Raw genomic sequence first — 23283 nt, forward strand, 5'->3', positions numbered from 1 at the left:
ACTATTTTTGCAATTCAGCTAAGCGATTTTTGGCTAAGGTATTATCAGGATCATGATTCAAAGATGTTTCATACCAATAAATAGCGGTTTCTTTATCTGCTTTAAAGCAACTATTATTTTCATAAAACTTCTCGTCGTACTCTTTAGCATAAAGTATAGCAATCTTCGCATTTTGCTGAGCTTGATTTGCATATAATCGTTGAGCAATATTACATTTTTCAGCTTTTTTAGCTTCAGTTATTATCTGAATAATTGCATCAACTTCTGGCTTGGTTTGTAAACATTGTTGAATAAAAGTTAAGTCATTGGTAAAACCATTATTTAAACTACATTGGGCACTAATTTGCACCGGTGTTATTGGTTGTGATTGCTTTTTGAAAAAGAAAAAATACCAAGTAGCAAGAGCAATCCCGATTAACATCATAAAACCAATTATAATAGCAACGATTAATCCTAAGCGACTTTTCGATTTAACCGATTCAAGCGGTATTTCAGGTTCAGGCTCTGATATTGTTTCCGCTTCAACAGGTTCAGCCAGCATTGTCTTCTCAGTATCCATGCTGGACTCTTCAATTAATGGCGTCTCTTCTTCAACAGTAGATTCGTTTGCTAATTCAGGTTTTGCTATAACTTGTTCGTCATTAGGTAATGCTACCTGCACATTTAATGCCGTTGATGCAAACACGGTGTCAGCAATACTAACAACCCCGCCATCAATATAATTCTCATTTTGTTTATCACGAATTTGTATAAGAAAACGAACCTGATTTCCTTGTGACAACAAAGTGTCAACCAACCATTCACTGACTTGCCCTGTTAGCTGTTCATTATCTACAGACATATTTTCAACTGTATGCCAGCTTTTTTCAGGAGCCCACTGATTCAAATCAGATAAATAGTACCCATCCTGATTACGTTGTATAAGCATATCAATTTCAGAACTGCCTTTCCATTTTTGAGCTAAAAACTTCGCAACACCGGGTTTATAACCATCTAATTCAATTCTTAATGCCATGATATCCTCTATTTTACACCCAAATTTTGAGCATCATTCACTCTATCGAGTGATAAGACTTTTATTCAAAAAGGCTCATTTACTATATTTATTCAATACGTTATTATTTATTTTTAATTAATCTGCGATTGCTTGAAAAAGCCAAGAATTTCGCCTAATCGACTATTTTGTTCTTGACTAATTTCTCGCCCTGCATGGTGGCCTACATTTTCTTGCGCAAGCACCGCAAATGCAATAAACCAATCAAAGATCGCATACTGAGAATAATTTTTAGTATTATCGTCTAGCTTTGGTAATGAATGCGATGATTGAACATTAAATTCACTTAATGGTGAAGAAAATATTGGCTTACCTTGATTAACTTTGCTCATTGGTATATCAGTTACTTGACCTTGAATAAAACCTAACCAAGCAATAAAGTCTGCCAGTAAATTATGAATAGTACTGATTTGCCTAGACTCAAGATCATCACGTTTACTACCCATATTTTCATTATTCAAAATATGCTCACTTAAACTTGCTTCAAGTTTCATGCGATTCGCAGCAGTAATAAGTTCTTCTATAATAAAAGAAAGTGATTTTTGAGTAATTCCAAAAAACTGTAAAATATGTTTATCTAAAACGATATTTCTTAAATGCTCTAACCATGCCGAAAAAACCGTTTTTGCAAACTTTGATTCTGTTGTTAATATAGTTGCTTGTTTGGTAGTTAACGATGAATTCACATCAGAAAATAGTTCAAAATCCGCATTTAATCCGAAATCATTTGATAAATTATCTAACAAATTATCATTACTATCTTGCTGTGTTTCATTTTCTATCGTATTAGAATGATAAAGTGCTCGAATTGTTTGATCAGGTAATTCAAACGTTTTAAGTAGTTCGCCCAATAATAATGCTTTATTTTGTAGTTCTTTAACAACATTAGCGATAACTTGTTTTTTCTTAACGAGCTCTTCATTACTATCTGCTTGATACCAAGTATCAAAACGCATATTAATAATGTAATCAATTTTTTCATTAAGCTGTTCAACAATCCGCTGTTGTTTAACTTCAGTTATAGCAACTTGTTCTAAGTATTGACTAATTCGCCCTATACCGCCATCATTGAGTTTTAGCATAGCATCCCACGCTTCCTCTGGCTGAAAAACATATTCTTTAATATCACTATTTTGAATAAATGTGCTTCTTAATACATTCATTTTATCTTGATAATTTTCATTATAAGCTTGTTCTTGGCAAGTTTTTGAATCGACATTTAAAAATGGCACATCAAATCCAGGTTTGCGAACTAAAAAGACATTATTAAATTTATGCTCGTTGGACCAGTTACTTAGCCAATCATAACTACCAAAGCGTTCTAAAATAGTTTGTTGTAGCAAACCACCTTTACCCCAACTATTTTTAAGATTATCTTCTGATAGTGTTAATGAGGTACCAATGCGTTTATCAAACATAGTGATCGCCCATAATAAACCAGCTTTTTTAGTGGCTCTTTTTTCAGCAGTTTCACCTTGAGTTTTATCAATCCAACGCTCAAGAACGGGACCCACATCATTAACATCAGATTGTTTATCTGACGGTGTGCAAACAACTAGCACGTTCATTTCTTGGCTATCTGTGTATTTTTCGAAAAGATAAGCAACTTTGCCTCGCAATAAAAGCTGAGCAATAGGGTTACCTTCTTTAACATCTGAAACTGAAACCAAGTTTAAGCGACCACGATATCCAGGAAAATCGAGCAAATCGACGTTTTCAAAGGTTGGCACTCTGGTTTTATTAACTAAAGGGAAGAGTAATTCAGCGGTTAGAAAAGCCAGTTGAGCTAAAGAGATATCTGTCGGCACTCCATTGAACGGCGTTATGGTCACTGATGAATCTTTATTAGTGTTCAATCGTTCAAGAATATCAACATTCATAATACTGTCAATTTGTGATTTAGTGCCATTATTATCTTTAACTAATACAGAAAGTGGCGCATACACAGTTTCAACATGACCTAAACTCGATAGTGTTGTGGCTAATTGAGTATAAATTGTAGTGAGCTCAGCAAGCCCACCCCACAAAATAGCCAATAACTCCCCTCGCTCAGCTACTGGTAAGTAAGGGAGCAAGAGGATGACTTTTTCCCAATATCCCCCTTTCAACTCATCAAGGGAATTACCAAAGTTTTCAGATAAGTAATCATAAAGATCAACAATATCGTCTTCGTTAACACCGCCTACATAACTGGTCTGTTTTTTAGTTTCTAAACGTTGAATCAACTGATTTAGCTGTACTAACTCAATTTTATTGGAGACTTTTTGTTGATCAAAATCCTTAAAGTAAGCATTTATCAAGATTTTGACAATTTCTATCTCTTTAAATAATTTCAATTCTAATGGATAGTTAGGTATGCCACCTTTGGCAATACGGCTAAAGCGGGTAACAAGGCCTGTTGCCTCTTTGCCACTTCCGACTGGGTTAACGTGATCGATAAAATCGAGAACTTCATTATCCACAATGGTTTCAAGTTTACCATTTTCACCAGCGGCTAATGCTGAAATAAGATAAGATTTGCCCGCTTGTGATAACCCAAAAAAACCAACTGCAACAGATTTGGCAGAGACATCACCTAATCGTTTTGCACTATTACGCAAACGACGCAAATCCAGAATTAAATTATCGGCTTCACTATTTAAACGTTTGGATGAATGACGGGTTTGATGCACCCATTCAATAGCCTTTGCGGACGCTTGATAGACCTGATCCCAAGATTTAGGAAGTTGTTCATTTAAGTTATTCATCGTTTTATCATTCCACTATCAAGCCAATATTGTGCACTAATTAAACCAGAGTTAACCATTGTGTTTAAGCTGAGTTTAATATCCTGATTTTTATTACAAGCCCGCCCATCAGAGGCTTTTAAATCTTTAATATAAAAATTTTCGACCATTTTTTGTTTGTTCTTTATACCTAAAGTCACTTGTAACACCACACCTTCAGCACTCAATCGTTTAGCCACGTCACTATTTTCAATTGTCAAAATATAGATAGGCGATGCAGGCCAACGGTCAACTTCAAGCTGCCTAAATCCAAGCCTTGTGGTTCCTCTAATTTCAAATGATAGTTCAGGAAAATCATAATCAGGATTATCCAAGTCAATATCTTGGTAATAGACATTTTCCTTTTTAATCATATTCAGATTATCTAGCAGCCCAATGTATTTAACAGTTGAATATAAATCCATATTAGATGATCTAAAATAGAAATTAGGTAATCGTAAATTCTTGCTTAAAAAGCACAGCATAGCTCCCACTGCGGCTGTCGTTTTAGGATCATCAATACGTTCTTGTTTATGGAATGGGTACCAACTACCAGTGTGATATCCATGTAATGGTAAAATTCGCCCAGCGGGTATTGATAACCGTGATCGAAAATAACTTTGAATACCCGGTAAACGCGAAGGGCGACCAGTTAATAAAAGCACATCACATTGATAACAGCTAATAATTTCCGATAGTGCATCAAAGGTTTTACAAATATTGTAATAATCACCACGAATAAACAAATAATGAATACGTTTTAAGTTAATTTCGATAGTTAAATCAAGTACCGAAAAATCAGGATTGTTTAATGCTCGCTTAATTGGATCATTAATAAAACTAAGCACGTTATCCGTCATAATGTTATGGTGTAATAATTCCCTAAAGGTAGAGCGATACACATGTTGTTCTGCGTGTAACGGATCGTAAAGCTCATACGCTTTTAATATTTGTAAGCCAACAGGCGTAAATAACTGTAAAGTAAGTTGCTGACGCAATACTGCATCTTGTATAGATAGTTGTTGCGAACCAATAATTGTGGATAAAATTGGATTCGGGTCAGCAATGCCCGCTTGTTTTAAGCCATTTGTTAAAGCCGTTAACACGGTATCTTGGATAATATCAAGCAAGATATCATCGCCAGCAACTTTAAATCCATCACGAAAACGTTGTGTGGGTACGATATAGGCATTACTGCTATTGGTTTGCGCACTGACGCCGTAGTCTAATTGATAATCATTAATGACTAAATCGGTTGTACCACCGCCGATATCAACCGTTGCAATGGTCAGTTTTTGTTTATTTTCTTTGTCTGGGCGAATCATGGAAGCAATAAATTCTTCACTACGTCCATTATAATTATTTTGTGTCTCATTAAAAAGGTACACAACTTGACCGCACGTTGCTTCATCCCATTGAATATAAACTTCAGGAATATTTGGCCAAACACTTTTTAATTGCTCTGGATTATTGAAGTCAATATTATCATCTGAACTATCCCAACCAAGGCTTTTCCAAACTAAGCCGATTGCTTGGTATACACAGCTTTTGAATATTGCTTGTTCAGGCTTAGGCATCGCTGGAGGAATCGTTAAAATAATTGAACGTAAATTACGCGATGTTTTAGCATGTTCAAGTTTATTACGTTGGGCAACACTATTGATTTGCATTAATGCGTGCATTAATACTTCGCAGAGCATAAATGTCATCAAAGAACTGCGAGAATATTTTGGGTGGAAAACGGGCATTTTGCGATCATATTCTTCTTGAATATCATTGCTAAGAATGTGTAACGCTTCCCCATATTCATTAATTAAACTTGAAAAAGGCTCTGCGGTTGCAAACGGTTCATGATCGCTTTTGACATAATGAGAGTTAAAACGCCAACCTTGTTCGTATTTATCTTGATCCCACAAATAACGTTTTGGACTTGAAAGCCCGGTGGCCCCCTCATTACCTTCCCGCCTACTGGCAAGCCGGCTTGCTTCTTGACCAACACGAACAATACTTGGCCAACGAAACGTATCTCGTCGCCCACTTTGCAAAGAAAAATGCTCTTTACCAAAAAAGGTTTGGGAAAATTCTACTCGGCTTTCAAATGGTTCATTATAAATATGCTCTGGTTGCGTTAAATCCCGAATTTCAAGCTCATAACGATGGTTTAAACTATCTTTATCTTGAACATGATCTTCAATTAAAATCCCACAAGTGCGAGAGTTTCCTACATCTAAAATCATGTCAACAGGAATTGATTTCACCAAATCATTTTTAGTATTTGAGACAATTTTAATTGTTGGTAAATGTAATGAGTCGGCAAGTAAATGGATGATATTAAGATAATGACCATAATAAGCTTTGTTTTTCATCTCTATATTAAGATCATCTCTGTGAATTTTTAAGCGCTGGGGATCTCCCGCCAACTCTTGAAAAAGATCAATTAACCAATTGGTGATCCATTTTAGTTCTAAATACCAGGAAATGTGATCTGAACGATGTGCTAAACTAAATACGGCGCCAGTCATTACATCATTTTCGGTTGGTGCAAGGTAAGCCACATCTTGTAAATTAGCAAACACTTTTGTATCAAAAGCAAAAGTGATTCGATGTGTATTACCATCGGGATCTTCCCCCTCAGGAATACTAACAATTCGAACTCGGCTCCAGTTATGAGGACCTTTATCAAAGCGTTCAGGCGGTATTGAGCGTAAAACAGGCACAGGTAACCAAATACCGTCGTATAATTTTAACGATTGCTCAACACTTATTTCTTGTGTTGGATTAACGGCAAATGTCGGATTATCTGGCGAAAAAAATTGACCATTATCCACATCTTCAATCAATCTAATCAGTGCGCCACTTTCGGAGGGATCAATAAAGTTACCATTAACTCTATTGCGCCAATAGTTATCTTTCCAATCAATTTTAAGAGCAAAGTCAAGAAACTGAATACCGCTATTCATAATAAGTGTCACTTCTTGACCATAATTGCGTAATTCTGGAAGCATATACAACCTTTATTGTTTTTTCATCGTTATTGGGAATGCAGTCCCATTATTATAAATTCCTTGGCAATTGGCTTTATTATCCTTGCCTTGTGTACATTGAATTTTTGGTAATTGATATTTGGTATTGTCACTACAAACAGCCTCAGTGTTACCTGTTATATCTAAATTAGCGTTTTTAATGCCAGTGCTAACATTACCTGTACATTTTACACCATCACTACGTGTTATAGTCACTTCACCATTGCCATCATTAAAGTTATAACTTAATTGCAATGGCTTACCAGTAGCTTTATCTTGGATCCCCCCGTTTGCAGACCATTGACCATTTAAGAAATCGGTGGTTCCTTGCTTGATTGCATCAGTAGGCAAAGCTAAATGGTCAGCCTGATCAGCAGCTGAAGTCGAATCTGATTTATTATTTTTATCGGTTGGAGAAGTCGTTTGGTCAGTGCCATCTTGGCTATTTTTCTCTTCAATATTATCTTTTTGATCCGGATCGGGAACATTGGATTTTTCATCCTTTCCATCAGTTTTATCCAGATCTGGAGATGGTACCGTCCCATTTTCATTATCTTTAGCATCTGGTTTTGGAGTATTCTTATCATCATTTGTGCTATCAACTGGTACAGGATGATCAACCGAATCGCCAGTTGCATCAGCATTAGTAGGAACACGATTAACATTATTTGTATCGCCTAAAGTTGTGTCATTTGGTATAACGTTATTGATCGCGCCTAACTGATTGTCTACAACCACATCTTTTGGCTCAGTTTTTAATGCAACGTTAGGCTTTTTCTCATCTTGTTGTTCATTTTTTTCTGCTTGATTAATTGGAGCATTTTCTAAAGACAAATTTGGATTAATCGATATTTCAGGTTTTAACCAACAACCACGTAGTAAAAACAATGCTAGCAAAAGTAACAATAAAGGTAATAATCCCAGTAACCATATCCACCAACGCTTCCACCATGGTTTATTATTAATAGGTGTCTGAGCTGGAGGCACCGTTGCTGTTGATGTAACTTTTTTTGCGGGCTCTAAACAATAGAATGGAGACTTAACTTGAGGCGTTTGCGGATAAACAAATCCCCAAAAAGTAATGACAGGTTTGTCATTAACGATATAAACAAATTGATTACTTGGAAAACGTATCGCCATCAAATTAGGCTCAGCGCTGTCGGCATTATTTTTGGGGTCATAAATAAGGCGGCTAAAAAGGAGTTGATCTCCCTCTAAATTAGGATTACTCGCTAGTTGCTTACCGAAATTCATCACTTTATGTTCAAATTCTCTAAGCAATGTTAGTGCTGATTCTTGCTCAGACTCGCTAGCAGAGCTCCAAGGTACGATATAATATTGGCCATCAGGCTGGTCTGAGTCAAAAGGAATATACCAATCAATAATATTGCCTTGATCATTACGTTGGGGAATAGCTAAACAATCAGCATATTGCTTACCTAATTTAACTCTAAACATTTCGCGGATTTGAGTTGCAACGAGATAGGCAGCCTTACCATCATGTCCTAACATTTTGAAATCTTTGATATCACCACTTCGAAGTAATGTATTTGCCATATATTCCTTTTTATTCCTTAATTTTATTTATCTTTTTATAGGATTATATCAATTCTAACAGAAAAACTTGAATGTTGTAATTGGTTTGCTAACCGATATTATGAGCTTTTCGTCTGTTTTTTGAATCAAAACATAAACAATTCATTATAAAAAATAATAGGTTATATAAAAATTATTTTAAAAAGCCACGCGATTATCCGGTTAATTTTATCCAATAAGCGCAATTGCTATTATTTCTGTTTTATACTAAAACGTATGAATTATCCGAAACCTCTCTACAAAAATTCACTTTATAAACTCATCATCCGTTAAAACGCGTAATGGTTGCATATCACTTTCACCTTTTATAACCAATGTAGGATCTGACCGTAAACAAGCACCGCCATAATGCCCACCAACAGTAAAAGTACATAACTGTAGATACCGATCATCGACCTTAGGTAAACACCATAATTCTTGATAGATGTTTTCTTGTTTTGCAAATTTACCCTGTGTTTTATCAAGCACTTGTTCTTTACTATTGACTAATTCAATATTGCTACCCCGCCGTCCTGCAATCGGTTTAATAGCATAACCTTTTTTAATTAGGTTTTCATTAAGTTCAAAAGTCGATTCTAATAAGTAACGGTGGTTAGGGAATAATGACCATAACACAGGTAAAATAGCTTTATTACTTGGAATAACCGTCCATAATGGCTCAAAAACAGACACTTCTGGCCGTAACAATACATCAATTAATCTTACAGCATTTTCTGGATGCCCTGTACGAATAGGTAATCCAGCAACTTGTGCTTCACTTTCTTCTCGAAGCTGTTCTAAAACCGTTTCCCAAGCCCATGTTTTCCAGACACAAGTTACTTGATGGCCTTCATCATCCACAAGCCGCCCACGTTTATCCCAACATAGCCCATTAAGACCCCGTAAAATCTTACTACTAAATCCAGCTTGAGTAAGGGCACTTTGCATAAATAGTGCATGATAATTTTCTTCACTATCATTGTCTTGCATGATATGAACAAAAGGTTCGGCATCACTATGCACCCAACAGTTAGCTAAAGAATTAAGTAGGCCACAACTAGGATCAGCTCCTCGGTTTAATCCCGCTTGGATTGCCCATTTTTGTAAAATATGCCCCGCTTCCGTATGGCAAGAGGCCGAATCGGCATTATATTCATAAACTTTAAAGCCACGCTCATCCATACAGAAATCTAATCGTCCAGTAATCATTTGATAACGGCGTTGCTGCCAAGAAAGACGTAATCTTGGCCATAATATTTCAGGAACATTAAAATTAATTAATAAATTATTATCCTTTAACACCTTGTCGGTAGCATGTAAATACATTAAATGTAACTCGTTTGTTGCCCGAATTAACTCTTGTTCCGCACTTTCTGAAATGGTGAAATAACGATATTGATCATCATGGCTAATCGCATGACCTGCTGCTAATACATACGCATTTTCTAATGGGTCTGATTCATTTAACCATTTTTTAGCAAATTGGCTTTCATTTTTAATATGAGCACTGTGGATTTCCAGTAAAGGCTTAGGAATTGTTGGTTGTGGTAAAGTATATTCGGTTTTGTCAGTTTGAATCATCCAACCTAAGATTTTCGTGTCATCAAACGTATCATGTAATTGATAGCCCTCATTGCTCACTGTCATTTTAAGTTCGCGCGTCCATTGTTGCCCAATGGGTAAGCGGGTATGTATTACATTTTGCTCAGCTATCCTAATTTTATCTTCAAACACTTCAGTAATAACAGCGACATGACCTGTTCTATCAAATACACCGCCATCATCCCATATCAATAAAGATCCTGCTTCTGGTATTTTTTTACTGCCATTAGCATACGCCTGTAAAGGTAAAATGGCTTCGTTAACAACTTGCCTTAAAAAGCGTAGTGAAAAAATTTCGTGAGCCATACCCACATCAGTAAATACAATACCGTAATTTAAGAATAAAAATCGCCTTGCAAATTCAACACATTGCCATTTATATCCCATATACTCATACCCAGAATAGCTACGAAATGATGCATCAGTCGGGTATTGGGTTCGATCCAATGTTTCATAATCAGAAGAATAAATGGCAACGCCACCTGGCGCATAACCTAATAATGTTCCGAAAGGTTCTTTATCGCTGAGCTGAGATAACATATTGTATTAACCTTATAGAGAATGAATAGCAAGATACATTTATCAAGCTGTTAGAATTTTCTTATCATAGATCAAATTATAGCCTTTAAAAAGCAATGTTTATATTTCATTACTTGAAGAAGACTAAATTGCCTATATATAGTGACTATTCTTAGTAGTCTTACTGATACATTGCTCCAATTAAGTGAGAAAAATACAATTATGCAAAAAACAAAATTAAATGAATTATTAGAGTTTCCTTGTTCTTTTACCTATAAAGTCATGGGAGAAGCAAAGCCAGAGCTGGTAGATAAAGTGGTATCAGTGATTCAACGCCACGCTCCTGGTGATTATACGCCATCAATTAAACCAAGTAGCAAAGGTAATTATCATTCTGTGTCAATTACTATTAATGCCACTCATATTGATCAGGTTGAAAATCTTTATAAAGAATTAAGCGAAATCGATATTGTTAGAATGGTTTTATAATATTTTATTTTTTATTAAAAATAGAGTCTTATTTCCACAAATAAGGCTCTCTATTGATTATAAAATAGGTTTAGTTGAATCAATATGATAGCTAAAAAATTGAGTAAAATCGATATTTCACCAAAAACAAAAACTTCAATAAAATCAATGGCTTTTCTGAATGTTTTTTTAGTAAAGTTTATGATATATTGGCTTTTAGTTTATTGTTGTATAAATAGAAAAATTAACCTAATGAATTAAAAAAGCGCAAGATAATGTTAACCCACTTGCACTTTTAATTGATAACGAATTATCCCAAAATTGTTGCTAATTCTTCGGTTACTTGAGCGACAGGCTGTGTTCCATCAACACGGAAATACTTTGTGCGTCCTTCTTTTGCTTCATGCTGATAATAATTAATAAGTGGTTTAGTTAAATCATGATATTCAACAAGGCGTTTACGAACGATCTCTTCATTATCATCTTTGCGAATGGTGAGGGGCTCACCTGTCACATCATCAATGTTTTCAACCTTTGGCGGATTATGGCGAATATGATATACACGTCCTGAACCAGCATGAATTCGACGACCGCTCATACGATCAATAATCACCTCATCAGGCACATCAAATTCAAGCACATAATCAACATTGATTCCAGCATCTTTCATTGCATCCGCTTGTGGAATCGTACGAGGAAAACCATCTAACAAAAAGCCATTTTTACAATCACTTTCAGCAATGCGTTCTTTGACTAAAGCAATAACTAGCTCATCAGTAACAAGCTTACCACTATCCATTAACTCTTTTGCTTGTAAACCTAATGGGCTACCTGATTTTACTGCTGCACGTAACATATCACCCGTTGAAATTTGGGGAATACCGTATTTTTGCATAATAAATTGTGCTTGAGTTCCCTTTCCTGCTCCTGGTGCGCCTAATAAAATAATTCGCATAAAATAACCTCTTATGGCTTTAAATATAGATACAATTTTCTATTCTGGTAAATAATGAAATATCACTTTACTGCTGGAGATTAAGCCATCAGTGTGACAAATATAGTTTATAGCGCCACAACCTTTAACCATTTGAGCACTCTGCTGGCAAATCGGGCAGACATACTGTTCTAGGTAATGCTGTTTGCAATGAGGACAGTCGTAATGTTGTGGCGACACAGTATTCATTTTATTATGGCATTTTGGACAAATACCTTCTTGCCCGCTATCAACGCTCTTTTTTGTTGTCATCAGCTATTTACGACCTCGTACATGTTTCATTAAACGGCGACGTTTACGTTGTTGAGAAGCCGTCAAACTATTCTTACGCCCTTCAAATGGGTTGGCACCTTCTTTAAATTGAATTCGAATTGGTGAACCCATAATTTTTAACGATCTTCTAAAGTAGTTCATTAAATAGCGCTTATAAGAATCGGGTAAATCTTCAACTTGATTACCATGAATCACCACAATTGGTGGGTTATAACCGCCCGCATGTGCATATTTTAATTTAACGCGGCGTCCCCGTACCAAAGGTGGCTGATGATCGTCCTGCGCCATTTGCATAATTTTGGTTAATAAAGCGGTATTAACTCGACGTGTTGCACAATCATAGGCTTCTTGAATGGAATCAAATAAATTACCAACGCCACTGCCATGAAGTGCCGAAATAAAGTGTACACGTGCAAAATCAATAAAATCTAACCGATCATCTAACGTTGACTTTACTTGCTCTTTAATATCTTGAGATAAACCATCCCACTTATTAACGGCTATCACAAGTGATCGCCCACTATTAATAATAAAACCAAGTAATGATAAATCCTGATCAGATATACCTTCTCTGGCATCTATAACCAAAATAACAACGTTAGCATCTTCAATTGCTTGTAATGTTTTAATAACTGAAAACTTTTCGACAGTTTCGGTAACCTTTCCGCGTTTACGAACACCTGCGGTATCAATCATGACATATTCACGATCATCACGTGTCATAGGTATATAAATACTGTCACGCGTCGTACCCGGCATATCATAGACAACGACGCGTTCTTCACCTAAAACTCGATTAGTGAGTGTTGACTTACCAACGTTCGGTCTACCAACAATAGCAACTTTGATTGGCTGGTTAATCAGTGACTCAGCATCATCTTCAACATCATCATAAGCATCAAGAAGCTCATCATCGGTAGGCTCATCAGACAAAACCTCATGCTGATCATTTTCAAAATGAAAAATAGGATCTAATACCGTTTCGATTAACACATTAACACCACGACCATGACTTGCTGCAATCGGATGAATGTTACCTAATCCTAAACTATAAAAATCAGAAATAGCGCTATCAGCATCAATACCATCAATTTTATTAGCAACTAAAAATGTTGCTTTTTGACGAGAACGAAGATGTTTAGCAATGGCATGATCAGCAGGCATAGCACCAGCTCTTGCATCAACTAAAAAAAGCACAATATCTGCTTCTTCTATTGCTTGTAAGGATTGTTCAGCCATAAAGCTTTCAACCCCATCCTCGGTGCCATCAATACCACCAGTATCAATGACGATATATTCATGCCCTTTGATCTCTGCGCACCCATACTTACGGTCACGCGTTAATCCAGGGAAATCAGCTACTAAGGCATCTCGAGTTCGAGTTAATCGATTAAATAAAGTCGACTTTCCAACATTCGGACGACCAACTAGTGCGACAACAGGTATCATATTTATTCTCAATTACTTTATTTTTTTGTGAATGCGTAAATATCACCATTTTTAGCCTGAACAATAATTTTATTATCCACAACTAATGGTTTCGAAATTAATCCACTACTACTGACTTTTGTTTTAGCAACAATTTCGCCATTTTCAGCATTCAACCAATATAAATAACCTTCAAAATCACCAAATACAACATAATTCTGGTAGATAACAGGATCTGTTAACTGGCGATGTAAAAGGCTTGTTTGAGTCCAAAGCTCAGCTCCACTGTTCTTAGCAATCGCTTGAACATTATCATTTTGATCAATAACAAATAATTGATGTGTATCAACCGCAAAGTTATGAATAGAGCCAAGTTCTTTGTGCCAAACAGGCTGACCATTACTTAAATCAAGTGCAACAACACTACCATTATAACCAACAGTATAGACTAAATTACCTTCAACTACAGGACTAGAGTCAACATCATTTAATTTAGCAATTTCAGTAGAGCCTGATGGCTGAGAAATACGTTGCTGCCAAATTAATTGACCGTCGTTAATATAGTAAGCATTTACTCGACCATTATCATCGCCAACAATGGCTGCACCATGGGCAATCGTTGGTGTAGAGTTACCTCTTAACGACAGTGCAGGGACTTCGAAAGAAACATCCCATAAATTATCACCGGTATCGCGATTAAGACCTTGCAAAATACCACTTGCTGTATGAATGATTAATTTGTCTTGAGAAGATACAGGGCGAGCAAGCACTTCACCTTTTACAGGTTTTTCCCAGACCACTTTCCCATCTAAGCGATCTAATGCATATACAACAGCGCGCTCACTACCTACATAGACATATTTATCATCGGCACTTACGCCCCCTGAAAATAGTGCGGTTTTACTACTAAAAAGGGTGCTTTGAGATAAATTTACATCCCATATAGTATTACCGCTAGCTAAATCAATGGCTTTAACTTGTCCACTACGACTGGCGACGTAAATAGCATTATCATAATTACTTGGTCCTAATAATGAGTAAATATGAGTATTGCCAGCCGTACTATTTTTCCACACTTGTTGGATAGAAAATTGGTTATCCACTTTCGGTGAAGGTGAAATTTGAACAATTTCTTCTTCCCCACCGAATAAAGAGCACCCAGCAAGTGAAAACATTAAAACACCAGTAAAAAGATATTTTGATAACTTCATTGTATAGCCCCTTATCGCAGGATAATTAATTTTTATTTTCGTCAGTTACAGCTTGTTTTGCCTTAGCTTCTTGTTCTGCCTTTTCTTTAGCTGCTTGGGCTTCTTGTTCAACTTGTTGTTTTGATTGCAAATATTCAGTTTGATTCAACTTCATTTTAATATTTCCTTCTAAATCTTTGGTTGGATTAGAAGTTAGAGCAACGTTATAAGCGTTAACTGCGTCTGCATAACGCATCATTTTAAATAACACATCACCACGGATATCATTAACAACAGCTCCCCAACTTTCGCTCGTTACATTGCTTAACGATGTTAAACTGTCTTGATATTGACCTTGTTGGTACTGTAAGCGTGCAATACGAATATGGGTAATGGTTCTGACCGGCTCTGAATCGGTTTTCTTTAATACATCAGATAATAATGCTTGTGCACCAGGGTAATCTTTTAATACTTCAACATAAAATTTTGCAGCGCGTAAATTCGCAAACACACTATAAATAGTATCGTCATCTTTCGCAAAAGAAACCAATTCATTAACTGAATCTGGCTTATTATCATCTAATTGAGTAAGTAATTGCTCATATTTATCTGATGATTCTATCGCTTTTTCAGCTTTACAAGATTGCCAATAACGCCAGCCATAAAAAGCGAATAATCCGATCACAAGAACCGCAACCATAATTTTCCATGTTTTAGCAAAAAAGCCCTTTATCTCTTCAAGTTGTTCTTCACTCGATAATTGATGACTCACGTTTTTCTCCTATTTTTTACTTAATTGACAAGCAAGTTTGAACTACGTCTTTTTGTGCAACTTCAACTTGTTCGCCTGTTTGTAAATTTTTAATCATTACTGAATGATTAGCTAGTTCATTTTCACCAATGATAACAGCTATTTTAGCACCTAACCTATCGGCTTTAGCAAATTGTTTCTTAAAATTACTACTACCGTAATTTGTCATAATTCGCCAATCAGGTAGACCATCACGCAACAGCTCAGCAACACTCTGTGTGGCTGCAATTGTCTTCTCATCACCAGATGATATCATATAAATATCAATCGAATTATCGCAATTTAATGTTGGATTAACCGCCTGAACTAATAACACTAAACGCTCAACGCCCATTGCAAAACCAACAGCTGGTGTTGGTTGACCACCCAGTTGACTAACCAGACCATCATAACGACCACCACCACAAACGGTACCTTGAGCACCTAAACTGCTTGTGACCCACTCAAAAACAGTACGATTATAATAATCTAACCCACGAACTAATCTTTGATTAATATTGTATTTGATTCCAGCATTATCCAATAATCGACATAAACCTTCAAAGTGAATTTTTGACTCTTCATCTATATAATCAAATAGTTGAGGAGCTTGATTTAGTAGCTCTTGTACAACTGGTTTTTTTGAATCAAGTACGCGTAATGGATTAGTATACATTCTACGCACACAGTCTTCATCCAATTTATCTTTATATTGTTCAAGAAAAGCAACGAGTGCATTTCGATAATTGGCTCTGGCTTCTAACGAACCAATTGAGTTAAGCTCAAGAGAGGTATATTGTTCAATACCAAGCGCTTTCCAAAAACGAGCTGTTAATAAAATAAGCTCTGCATCAATGTTTGGACCCTCTAGTCCAAATACTTCCACACCAAATTGATGAAATTGGCGATAACGGCCTTTTTGAGGTTTTTCATAACGAAAAGCTGGTCCTAAATACCAAAGGCGTTGCTCTTGGTTGTAAAAAAGACCATGTTCAATCCCAGCACGAACACAACCTGCGGTAAGTTCTGGGCGCAGCGTTATACTTTCATCATTACGATCGTTAAAAGTATACATCTCTTTTTCAACAATATCAGTGACTTCACCAACAGCTCGCTTAAATAGTGCAGTATCTTCAACAATCGGTGTTCTAATTTCGTTATAACCATAGCTATTTAATACGCCTTTGACAATTTTTTCAATCTGTTGCCAACTTGCACTATCTGTTGGAAGTAAGTCGTTCATTCCTCGTATTGATTGGATCTTTTTCTCAGTCATTTATTTATTCGCTATCTAATAAAATTATAATTCAGTTGCTGCAATTCTATTTTTCAACATGGATGCTTTAGCACGAATTTTAGCTTCTAATTCATCAATCATCTGTTCATTATCGATACGGCCAATACGCACACCATCTTCATAAAAACCACTTTTGTTATGACCGCCAGCAACTCCCATAGTTGAAGCTAATGCTTCCCCTGGACCATTGACCACACAACCAATAATAGATACATCCATTGGTGTAATAATGTCTTCCAATCGCTGTTCTAGTATATTGACTGTATTAATCACGTCAAACTCTTGGCGAGAACAGGTTGGGCATGCAATAAAATTAATACCCCGAGACCGTATACGCAGTGATTTTAATATATCAAAACCGACTTTAACTTCCTCAACAGGATCTGCGGCTAAAGATACTCGGAGCGTATCGCCGATGCCTTCTGATAACAACAACCCTAATCCAATCGCCGATTTAATAGCACCACTACGCACGCCACCTGCTTCAGTTATACCTAAATGTAATGGTTGCTTAATTTGCTTAGCTAACAATCGATAAGCATCCACTGCAGTAAATACATCTGAGGCTTTTACACTCACCTTAAACTGATCAAAATTAAACCTATCAAGTATATCAACATGGCGCATTGCTGATTCAACAATCGCTTTTGGGGTTGGCTCCCCATATTTCTCTTGGATATCTTTTTCCAGCGAGCCCGAATTAACACCAATGCGTATAGGAATATTTTTATCTTTGGCACAATCAACAACAGCCCTAATTCTTGACTCATTACCAATATTACCAGGGTTAATTCTCAAACAATCAACACCATATTCCGCCACTTTCAAAGCTATACGATAATCAAAATGAATATCAGCAATGAGCGGAACTTTAGATTGTTGTTTAATAAATTTAAATGCCTCTGCTGCATCCATCGTTGGAATGGAAACACGCACAATATCCACACCAACACGCTCAAGCGCTTGAATTTGGGCTACGGTTTTTTCTACATCAGTGGTGCGAGTATTTGTCATCGATTGAACCGCAATTGGCGCTCCGCAACCAATAGGGACATTACCGACATAAATTCGGGTAGATTCTCGTCTAAAAATTGGCGAATCTTGATGGCTCATACACTCTTAACTATATTACAAAATAACTAGCCAGCAATCTTAACAAGATTTAAGACAAATGTCTGTATGAGAATAAGAAAATTTGCTAACTATTAACACGAGTAGATGAGGATGGTGAAATATAATGGCTTACTTCAATAAGGTTATTTTTACTTTCTTTATTCACATAATATAACGTTATACCGAGAGCACAAAAAAGAATAAATAATCCAATAAAAATAAAGGGGAGCTTCCCTGGCTTTTTAGTTATAAATGCTTGCGTTTGGTATTTCTTTTGCTGAGATTTAGATTGTTGGGTTAACTCATCAATATAAGGTTGATACTGATCAACAGGTAAACCGACAATATCGGCATAAGATCGAATATAACCTTTTACAAAAACAAGAGGAGCGTGAGGCAATTGGTCTTTTTCGATATCAGCAACTACCGTTTTCCGCACATGAATTTTATTGGCAATATCATCTTGAGTTAATCCCATTTGTTCTCGTAAATCAGTGAGCATCACTCCTAGTGAAATATTGTCCATTATCCCCTCATAAACTTAATACTAACCGTTGTAAAACACCTTCTTTACATATTCTACAACTAATCAATTTTTTTTGCATTAAACCATTGTGTTGGTTTTTCAATTTCATGTTGTGCTGCCACTAATTGTAACTCATACTCATCTTGTCTTAACGTTTCAAGCATAACAGCATAGACAGCTGAAGTAGTATGTTCTAAGGCTTCGACCAATGATTTTCCCAGTAAAATATTAGCTAAAAATAACCCGCTAGTCATATCGCCAACACCAACTGGTTGCCTTACGCCAAAATCAACTAATGGACGATCAATATGCCATGCTTCGTCTTTAGTTACAAGCAACATTTCAAAACGATCATTTTTATAGCCAGCTCTGCTTAAATGTTTAACTAAAATAGCTTTAGGTCCTTTTTTGCATAGCTCACGGCAAGCTAAAATCGCTTCGTCAACATTATTAATCCGTTGTTTACCATTTAGCTCTTCAAGTTCTAAGATATTTGGTGCCATCATATCTGCCATAGGCAGTGCTGTATTGCATAAAAATTCAGATACCCCAGGAGCAACAAAGCATCCTTTTTCTGGATGTCCCATTACAGGATCGCAAAGATAGATGGCATCAGGGTTGACAGCCTTTACTTTTTTAACTATTTCAATAATGGCATTACCTTGCTCTGACGAGCCCATATAACCACTTAACACCGCATTACAACGTTTTAATTCATCAATCTCATTGATCCCATCGGCAATCTCGGTTAAATGAGACGCCGACATTACCGTTCCAGTCCATTGGCGATATTGAGTATGATTAGAAAATTGTACGGTGTTTAAAGGCCAAACATTGACACCTAATCGACGAATAGGAAACTCAGCTGCACTATTTCCAGCATGACCAAATACCACATGAGACTGAATCGATAAAATATTTTTCATGAAATTAGCTCCAAATTAACAAGCAGTAATATTTTTTACCACGACGAAGTAAAGTATAACGATTAAAGAGCTTATCGCTATCAGCAAAACGGTAATCTGTTGTTGTATTACGTTCACCATTAATAGAAATAGCATTAGATTCAATCATCGTTCTTGCCTGCCCTCTTGAAGGTGCAAACTGTGCATTAACGATCGCTTGTTGTAAATCAACATCCGAACCAACGGCTAGCGTTGGCATACCGTCTTGAGCTAATTGTTCAAAATCAGCCTCTGATAGGTCAGCTAATTTACCAGAAAATAAACTGTCTGTAATACGTTTTGCCGCAACCAGACCCTCTTCACCATGAACAAGACGCGTAACTTGTTCAGCAAGCACATATTGAGCTCTTGGCGCAACACCACTATTTTTATCTTCTTCTTCCAATGCATCAATTTCACTTAATGGCATAAATGTAAAGAATTTTAAGAATCGATACACATCAGCGTCTGCCGTATTGATCCAGAACTGATAGAATTTATAAGGGCTTGTCTTTTTCGGATCTAACCATACAGCACCACTTTCTGTTTTACCAAATTTGGTACCATCTGATTTAGTGATTAGCGGTACAGTCAAACCATAAACCTGTTTTTGATGTAAACGACGGGTTAAATCGATACCGGCAGTAATATTCCCCCACTGATCAGAACCACCAATTTGTAAAACAACATCATGCGATTTATTCAAACAAGCAAAATCATAAGATTGTAATAAACTATAAGAAAACTCAGTAAATGAGATCCCCGCCTCATCGCGATCAATACGTTGTTTAACTGATTCTTTATTGATCATCGCATTAACCGAGAAGTACTTGCCAATGTCACGTAAAAAGGTCAGTACATTCATACCACTAAACCAATCATAGTTATTGGCAACAATGGCTGCATTTTCACCACAATTAAAATCAAGAAATGGAGAAACTTGCTGTTTAATTTTTTCACTCCATTCAACCACTGTTTCTTCAGTATTAAGTTTACGTTCAACCGCTTTAAAACTTGGATCACCAATTAATCCTGTTGCCCCACCGACTAAAGCTACAGGCTTATGGCCAGCTAACTGAAATCGTTTTAAACAAAGTAATGGGACTAAATGACCGAGGTGTAAACTATCTGCAGTTGGATCAAAACCACAATAAAGCGCAATTGAATTTTGCTCAATTTGTTCTACTAGCGCTTTTTCATCGGTAAGTTGAGCAATCAGCCCACGTTCCTGTAGTTGTTTGATCACATTTTTTGTCATGATATTTTACCTATTAAATTTATTACGTTTATATTCTAGTTTAAATAAAATGTTATTCTGTTTTGTTATGATAACGTTTATACGCTTGTTTAAAATGATCTTCCACTATATTGTTAGGCCTTTCATCAATAAGGCTAACAATAATAATCGCTATAGAAGAAAAAACAAACCCAGGGATAAGTGAATAAAGATTAAACCAATTAAAATTAAGCCATAGCAATACCGTTACAGCACCTGTTATCATTCCAGCTAAAGCACCATTACGAGTCATACGAGACCAAAAAACAGAAAATATGATTATAGGTCCAAATGCCGCACCAAATCCGGCCCAAGCGTGGCTCACTAAATCAAGTACGCTATTATTTGGATTAATGGCTAATAAAATAGCAATAACTGAAACTAACAACACCATAATACGGCCAACCCAAACAAGCTCTTTTTGTTTTGCTTCCGGTCTAAAAAATGCACGATAAAAATCTTCTGTTAGTGCACTTGAACAAACAAGCAATTGGCAACTTAATGTACTCATTACTGCCGCTAAAATAGCCGCAAGCAAAATACCGGCAACCCAAGGATTAAAAAGCAACTTAGATAGCTCAATAAAAATACGTTCATGTTTGCCATTATTAATCAAATAACCTAAATCTGGATGATGAGCAAAAAAGGCAATACCAAAAAAGCCAACTGTAATTGCGCCCCCTAAGCATAAAACCATCCAAGTCATACTAATTCTACGCGCGTTTCTCATAACTTCATGAGAATCAGCCGCCATAAATCTAGCTAAAATATGAGGTTGACCAAAATAACCAAGCCCCCAACCTAATAAGGAAATAACAGAAATAAAATCCATATGAGCCAATAAATTGGTATAATCAGGGTTAAGTGATTCAATATATACCATTGCATCAGAAAAACCACCTGCATTTACCATAACCATAATTGGCGTTAAGATAAGGGCGAACATCATCAAACTAGCCTGAATAGTATCCGTCCAACTTACTGCTAAAAAACCGCCAATAAAGGTATAGATAATTGTTGCACCAGCACCGGCTAACATAGCCCAACCATAACTCATACCAAATGTACTTTCAAATAACTTTGCACCGGCAACCACACCCGAAGCACAATAAATGGTAAAAAAGATAAGAATAATCAAAGCTGAAATAATGCGAAGCAAAGAACTTTTATCATCAAATCGCCGCGCAAAATAATCAGGTAATGTTAAAGAGTTATGATTGACTTCAGTAAAAACACGCAATCGCCCAGCAATCAATAACCAATTGAGGTATGCGCCAATGATAAGTCCAATGGCAATCCAACTTTGAGAAATGCCAAACAAAAAAACCGCACCTGGTAACCCCATCAGCAACCAGCCGCTCATATCAGATGCACCCGCCGAAAGCGCAGTCACAACACTACCAATACGACGCCCACCTAAAATATAGTCACCAAAATTCTGCGTTGATCGAAACGCAAAATAGCCAATCGCAATCATTCCTAAAATGTACACAGCAAAGGTAACAATCATGGGTAAGGACATATTAAAAAAAACCTTATTTGATGAAATTAAAAAGAGTTGGTTAGCTTACCATAAAATCAGCATGCTAAAAAGACAGTGATGATGAATGTAAATACGCAAATAAATAAAACCGATATAATGTTTCAAATAAATTCAACTCACAATCTGTAATTTCGTACACAATCAATTAGTACACTATCAATTTTATTGTTTATAACTCTAGAAAAACTAACAATTACCTACAGATAAACAATAAATAAAAGTATATAATATGTCTAAATAACTTTTAATATCATTATTTCGTGAAACAATTAACCCGAATCCAAATTTTAGAAAGACTAAAGGATCATATTAAAGATCCAACAACAGAGCTAATTTATCAAACACCTTTTGAGCTACTAATCGCCGTTGTGCTTTCAGCACAAGCAACTGATGTGAGTGTAAACAAAGCCACTAAACCCTTGTTTGCTATTGCCAATACTGCTGAGCAAATTTTGGCGCTTGGTATTGATAAATTAAAAAGTTATATTCGCACTATTGGGCTATATAATAGTAAGGCTGAGAATATTATAAAAACATGCCAAATTTTAGTTAATAAATATCAAGGCGAAGTGCCAGAAGATTTTAATTCGCTTATTGAACTGCCTGGCGTTGGACGAAAAACGGCTAACGTTGTCTTAAATACAGCCTTTGGTTGGCCAACTATTGCCGTTGATACTCATATATTTCGAGTCAGCAACCGCACTGGTTTTGCACCTGGAAAAACAGTTGAGGCTGTTGAAGAAAAATTGCTGAAAGTTGTACCTAAAGAGTACAAAATCAATTGCCACCATTGGCTAATTTTGCATGGCCGTTATACCTGTATTGCGCGTAAGCCTCGGTGCGGTTCTTGTGTGATTGAAGATTTATGCGAATTTAAAGAAAAAATTTACCCAGAGTGAGAAT

Annotated in this window: 18 protein-coding genes; 2 read left to right on the top strand and 16 right to left on the bottom strand. The window is 36.2% G+C overall.

Features of this window, described 5'->3' with window-relative positions:
- Window position 1: 1 nt before the first annotated feature.
- From A9G42_RS02645 to gss, 5 genes are all read right to left on the bottom strand, one after another.
- A complete protein-coding gene (locus A9G42_RS02645; protein WP_065652565.1) occupies window positions 2-1015 on the bottom strand; it encodes a hypothetical protein in 1014 nt (337 codons plus the stop codon).
- Between the two features lie 113 nt (window positions 1016-1128).
- Window positions 1129-3801: a putative virulence factor gene (locus A9G42_RS02650; protein ID WP_065652566.1), complete on the bottom strand. Its 2673-nt coding sequence runs from the start codon at window positions 3799-3801 to the stop codon at window positions 1129-1131.
- Window positions 3798-6824 (bottom strand): virulence factor SrfB, encoded by a 3027-nt coding sequence (locus tag A9G42_RS02655; RefSeq protein WP_065652567.1) that lies wholly within the window; start codon window positions 6822-6824, stop codon window positions 3798-3800. Before A9G42_RS02655 ends, A9G42_RS02650 begins: the two co-directional genes overlap by 4 nt.
- Window positions 6825-6833: 9 nt before the next feature.
- Complete coding sequence (locus A9G42_RS02660; protein ID WP_065652568.1) at window positions 6834-8399, bottom strand: SrfA family protein; 1566 nt, start codon at window positions 8397-8399, stop codon at window positions 6834-6836.
- A 285-nt stretch (window positions 8400-8684) separates the two neighbouring features.
- A complete protein-coding gene (gene gss / locus A9G42_RS02665) occupies window positions 8685-10559 on the bottom strand; it encodes a bifunctional glutathionylspermidine amidase/synthase (protein ID WP_065652569.1) in 1875 nt (624 codons plus the stop codon).
- A gap of 201 nt (window positions 10560-10760) precedes the next feature.
- Here gss and ybeD point away from each other — a divergent pair, with 201 nt between their 5' ends.
- A complete protein-coding gene (ybeD, locus tag A9G42_RS02670; RefSeq protein WP_065568404.1) occupies window positions 10761-11027 on the top strand; it encodes a DUF493 family protein YbeD in 267 nt (88 codons plus the stop codon).
- 289 nt (window positions 11028-11316) lie between these two features.
- Here ybeD and adk read toward each other — a convergent pair whose 3' ends face one another.
- The 11 genes from adk to putP all read right to left on the bottom strand — a co-directional run bounded on the left by adk (window position 11317) and on the right by putP (window position 22359).
- A complete protein-coding gene (adk, locus tag A9G42_RS02675; protein ID WP_065652570.1) occupies window positions 11317-11961 on the bottom strand; it encodes an adenylate kinase in 645 nt (214 codons plus the stop codon).
- A gap of 39 nt (window positions 11962-12000) precedes the next feature.
- A complete protein-coding gene (locus A9G42_RS13130; protein WP_082211779.1) occupies window positions 12001-12252 on the bottom strand; it encodes a YfgJ family double zinc ribbon protein in 252 nt (83 codons plus the stop codon).
- A gap of 3 nt (window positions 12253-12255) precedes the next feature.
- Window positions 12256-13722 carry a ribosome biogenesis GTPase Der gene (gene der / locus A9G42_RS02680; protein WP_065652571.1) on the bottom strand — a complete coding sequence of 489 codons (1467 nt, stop codon included), beginning with the start codon at window positions 13720-13722 and terminating at the stop codon, window positions 12256-12258.
- Between the two features lie 17 nt (window positions 13723-13739).
- Window positions 13740-14912, bottom strand: a complete 1173-nt coding sequence (gene bamB / locus A9G42_RS02685; RefSeq protein WP_065588878.1) for an outer membrane protein assembly factor BamB — start codon at window positions 14910-14912, stop codon at window positions 13740-13742.
- Between the two features lie 25 nt (window positions 14913-14937).
- Window positions 14938-15663 carry a YfgM family protein gene (locus A9G42_RS02690; RefSeq protein WP_065588879.1) on the bottom strand — a complete coding sequence of 242 codons (726 nt, stop codon included), beginning with the start codon at window positions 15661-15663 and terminating at the stop codon, window positions 14938-14940.
- A gap of 16 nt (window positions 15664-15679) precedes the next feature.
- Window positions 15680-16957 carry a histidine--tRNA ligase gene (gene hisS / locus A9G42_RS02695; protein ID WP_065652572.1) on the bottom strand — a complete coding sequence of 426 codons (1278 nt, stop codon included), beginning with the start codon at window positions 16955-16957 and terminating at the stop codon, window positions 15680-15682.
- Window positions 16958-16981: 24 nt separating this feature from the next.
- Complete coding sequence (gene ispG / locus A9G42_RS02700; RefSeq protein WP_065583305.1) at window positions 16982-18091, bottom strand: flavodoxin-dependent (E)-4-hydroxy-3-methylbut-2-enyl-diphosphate synthase; 1110 nt, start codon at window positions 18089-18091, stop codon at window positions 16982-16984.
- Window positions 18092-18176: 85 nt separating this feature from the next.
- Entirely contained in the window at window positions 18177-18617 is a 441-nt protein-coding gene (locus tag A9G42_RS02705; RefSeq protein WP_065583304.1) for a helix-turn-helix domain-containing protein, read from the bottom strand.
- Between the two features lie 59 nt (window positions 18618-18676).
- A complete protein-coding gene (gene pdxY, locus A9G42_RS02710; protein WP_065652573.1) occupies window positions 18677-19543 on the bottom strand; it encodes a pyridoxal kinase PdxY in 867 nt (288 codons plus the stop codon).
- Between the two features lie 4 nt (window positions 19544-19547).
- Window positions 19548-20819 (bottom strand): tyrosine--tRNA ligase, encoded by a 1272-nt coding sequence (tyrS, locus tag A9G42_RS02715; protein ID WP_218058022.1) that lies wholly within the window; start codon window positions 20817-20819, stop codon window positions 19548-19550.
- Between the two features lie 52 nt (window positions 20820-20871).
- On the bottom strand, window positions 20872-22359 hold the full coding sequence (gene putP / locus A9G42_RS02720; protein ID WP_176700498.1) for a sodium/proline symporter PutP: 1488 nt from the start codon (window positions 22357-22359) through the stop codon (window positions 20872-20874).
- Window positions 22360-22640: 281 nt separating this feature from the next.
- On the opposite strand from putP, the gene nth reads away from it, so the two are divergent.
- The gene (nth, locus tag A9G42_RS02725) at window positions 22641-23279 is read left to right on the top strand and encodes an endonuclease III (protein WP_065583300.1); all 639 of its coding nucleotides are present in this window, start codon (window positions 22641-22643) and stop codon (window positions 23277-23279) included.
- Window positions 23280-23283: the final 4 nt, after the last annotated feature.

Origin of the sequence: Gilliamella sp. Nev6-6 (assembly GCF_001690605.1) — a bacterium.
Taxonomy (GTDB): Bacteria; Pseudomonadota; Gammaproteobacteria; order Enterobacterales; family Orbaceae; genus Gilliamella; species Gilliamella apicola_C.

What these genes read in the sequence shown, in the direction of transcription:
- A9G42_RS02645 (WP_065652565.1), bottom strand. Translation starts at nt 1,015, where the DNA reads ATGGCATTAAGAATTGAATTAGATGGTTATAAACCCGGTGTTGCGAAG.
- A9G42_RS02650 (WP_065652566.1), bottom strand. Translation starts at nt 3,801, where the DNA reads ATGAATAACTTAAATGAACAACTTCCTAAATCTTGGGATCAGGTCTAT.
- A9G42_RS02655 (WP_065652567.1), bottom strand. Translation starts at nt 6,824, where the DNA reads ATGCTTCCAGAATTACGCAATTATGGTCAAGAAGTGACACTTATTATG.
- A9G42_RS02660 (WP_065652568.1), bottom strand. Translation starts at nt 8,399, where the DNA reads ATGGCAAATACATTACTTCGAAGTGGTGATATCAAAGATTTCAAAATG.
- gss (WP_065652569.1), bottom strand. Translation starts at nt 10,559, where the DNA reads ATGTTATCTCAGCTCAGCGATAAAGAACCTTTCGGAACATTATTAGGT.
- ybeD (WP_065568404.1), top strand. Translation starts at nt 10,761, where the DNA reads ATGCAAAAAACAAAATTAAATGAATTATTAGAGTTTCCTTGTTCTTTT.
- adk (WP_065652570.1), bottom strand. Translation starts at nt 11,961, where the DNA reads ATGCGAATTATTTTATTAGGCGCACCAGGAGCAGGAAAGGGAACTCAA.
- A9G42_RS13130 (WP_082211779.1), bottom strand. Translation starts at nt 12,252, where the DNA reads ATGACAACAAAAAAGAGCGTTGATAGCGGGCAAGAAGGTATTTGTCCA.
- der (WP_065652571.1), bottom strand. Translation starts at nt 13,722, where the DNA reads ATGATACCTGTTGTCGCACTAGTTGGTCGTCCGAATGTTGGAAAGTCG.
- bamB (WP_065588878.1), bottom strand. Translation starts at nt 14,912, where the DNA reads ATGAAGTTATCAAAATATCTTTTTACTGGTGTTTTAATGTTTTCACTT.
- hisS (WP_065652572.1), bottom strand. Translation starts at nt 16,957, where the DNA reads ATGACTGAGAAAAAGATCCAATCAATACGAGGAATGAACGACTTACTT.
- ispG (WP_065583305.1), bottom strand. Translation starts at nt 18,091, where the DNA reads ATGAGCCATCAAGATTCGCCAATTTTTAGACGAGAATCTACCCGAATT.
- A9G42_RS02705 (WP_065583304.1), bottom strand. Translation starts at nt 18,617, where the DNA reads ATGGACAATATTTCACTAGGAGTGATGCTCACTGATTTACGAGAACAA.
- pdxY (WP_065652573.1), bottom strand. Translation starts at nt 19,543, where the DNA reads ATGAAAAATATTTTATCGATTCAGTCTCATGTGGTATTTGGTCATGCT.
- tyrS (WP_218058022.1), bottom strand. Translation starts at nt 20,819, where the DNA reads ATGACAAAAAATGTGATCAAACAACTACAGGAACGTGGGCTGATTGCT.
- putP (WP_176700498.1), bottom strand. Translation starts at nt 22,359, where the DNA reads ATGTCCTTACCCATGATTGTTACCTTTGCTGTGTACATTTTAGGAATG.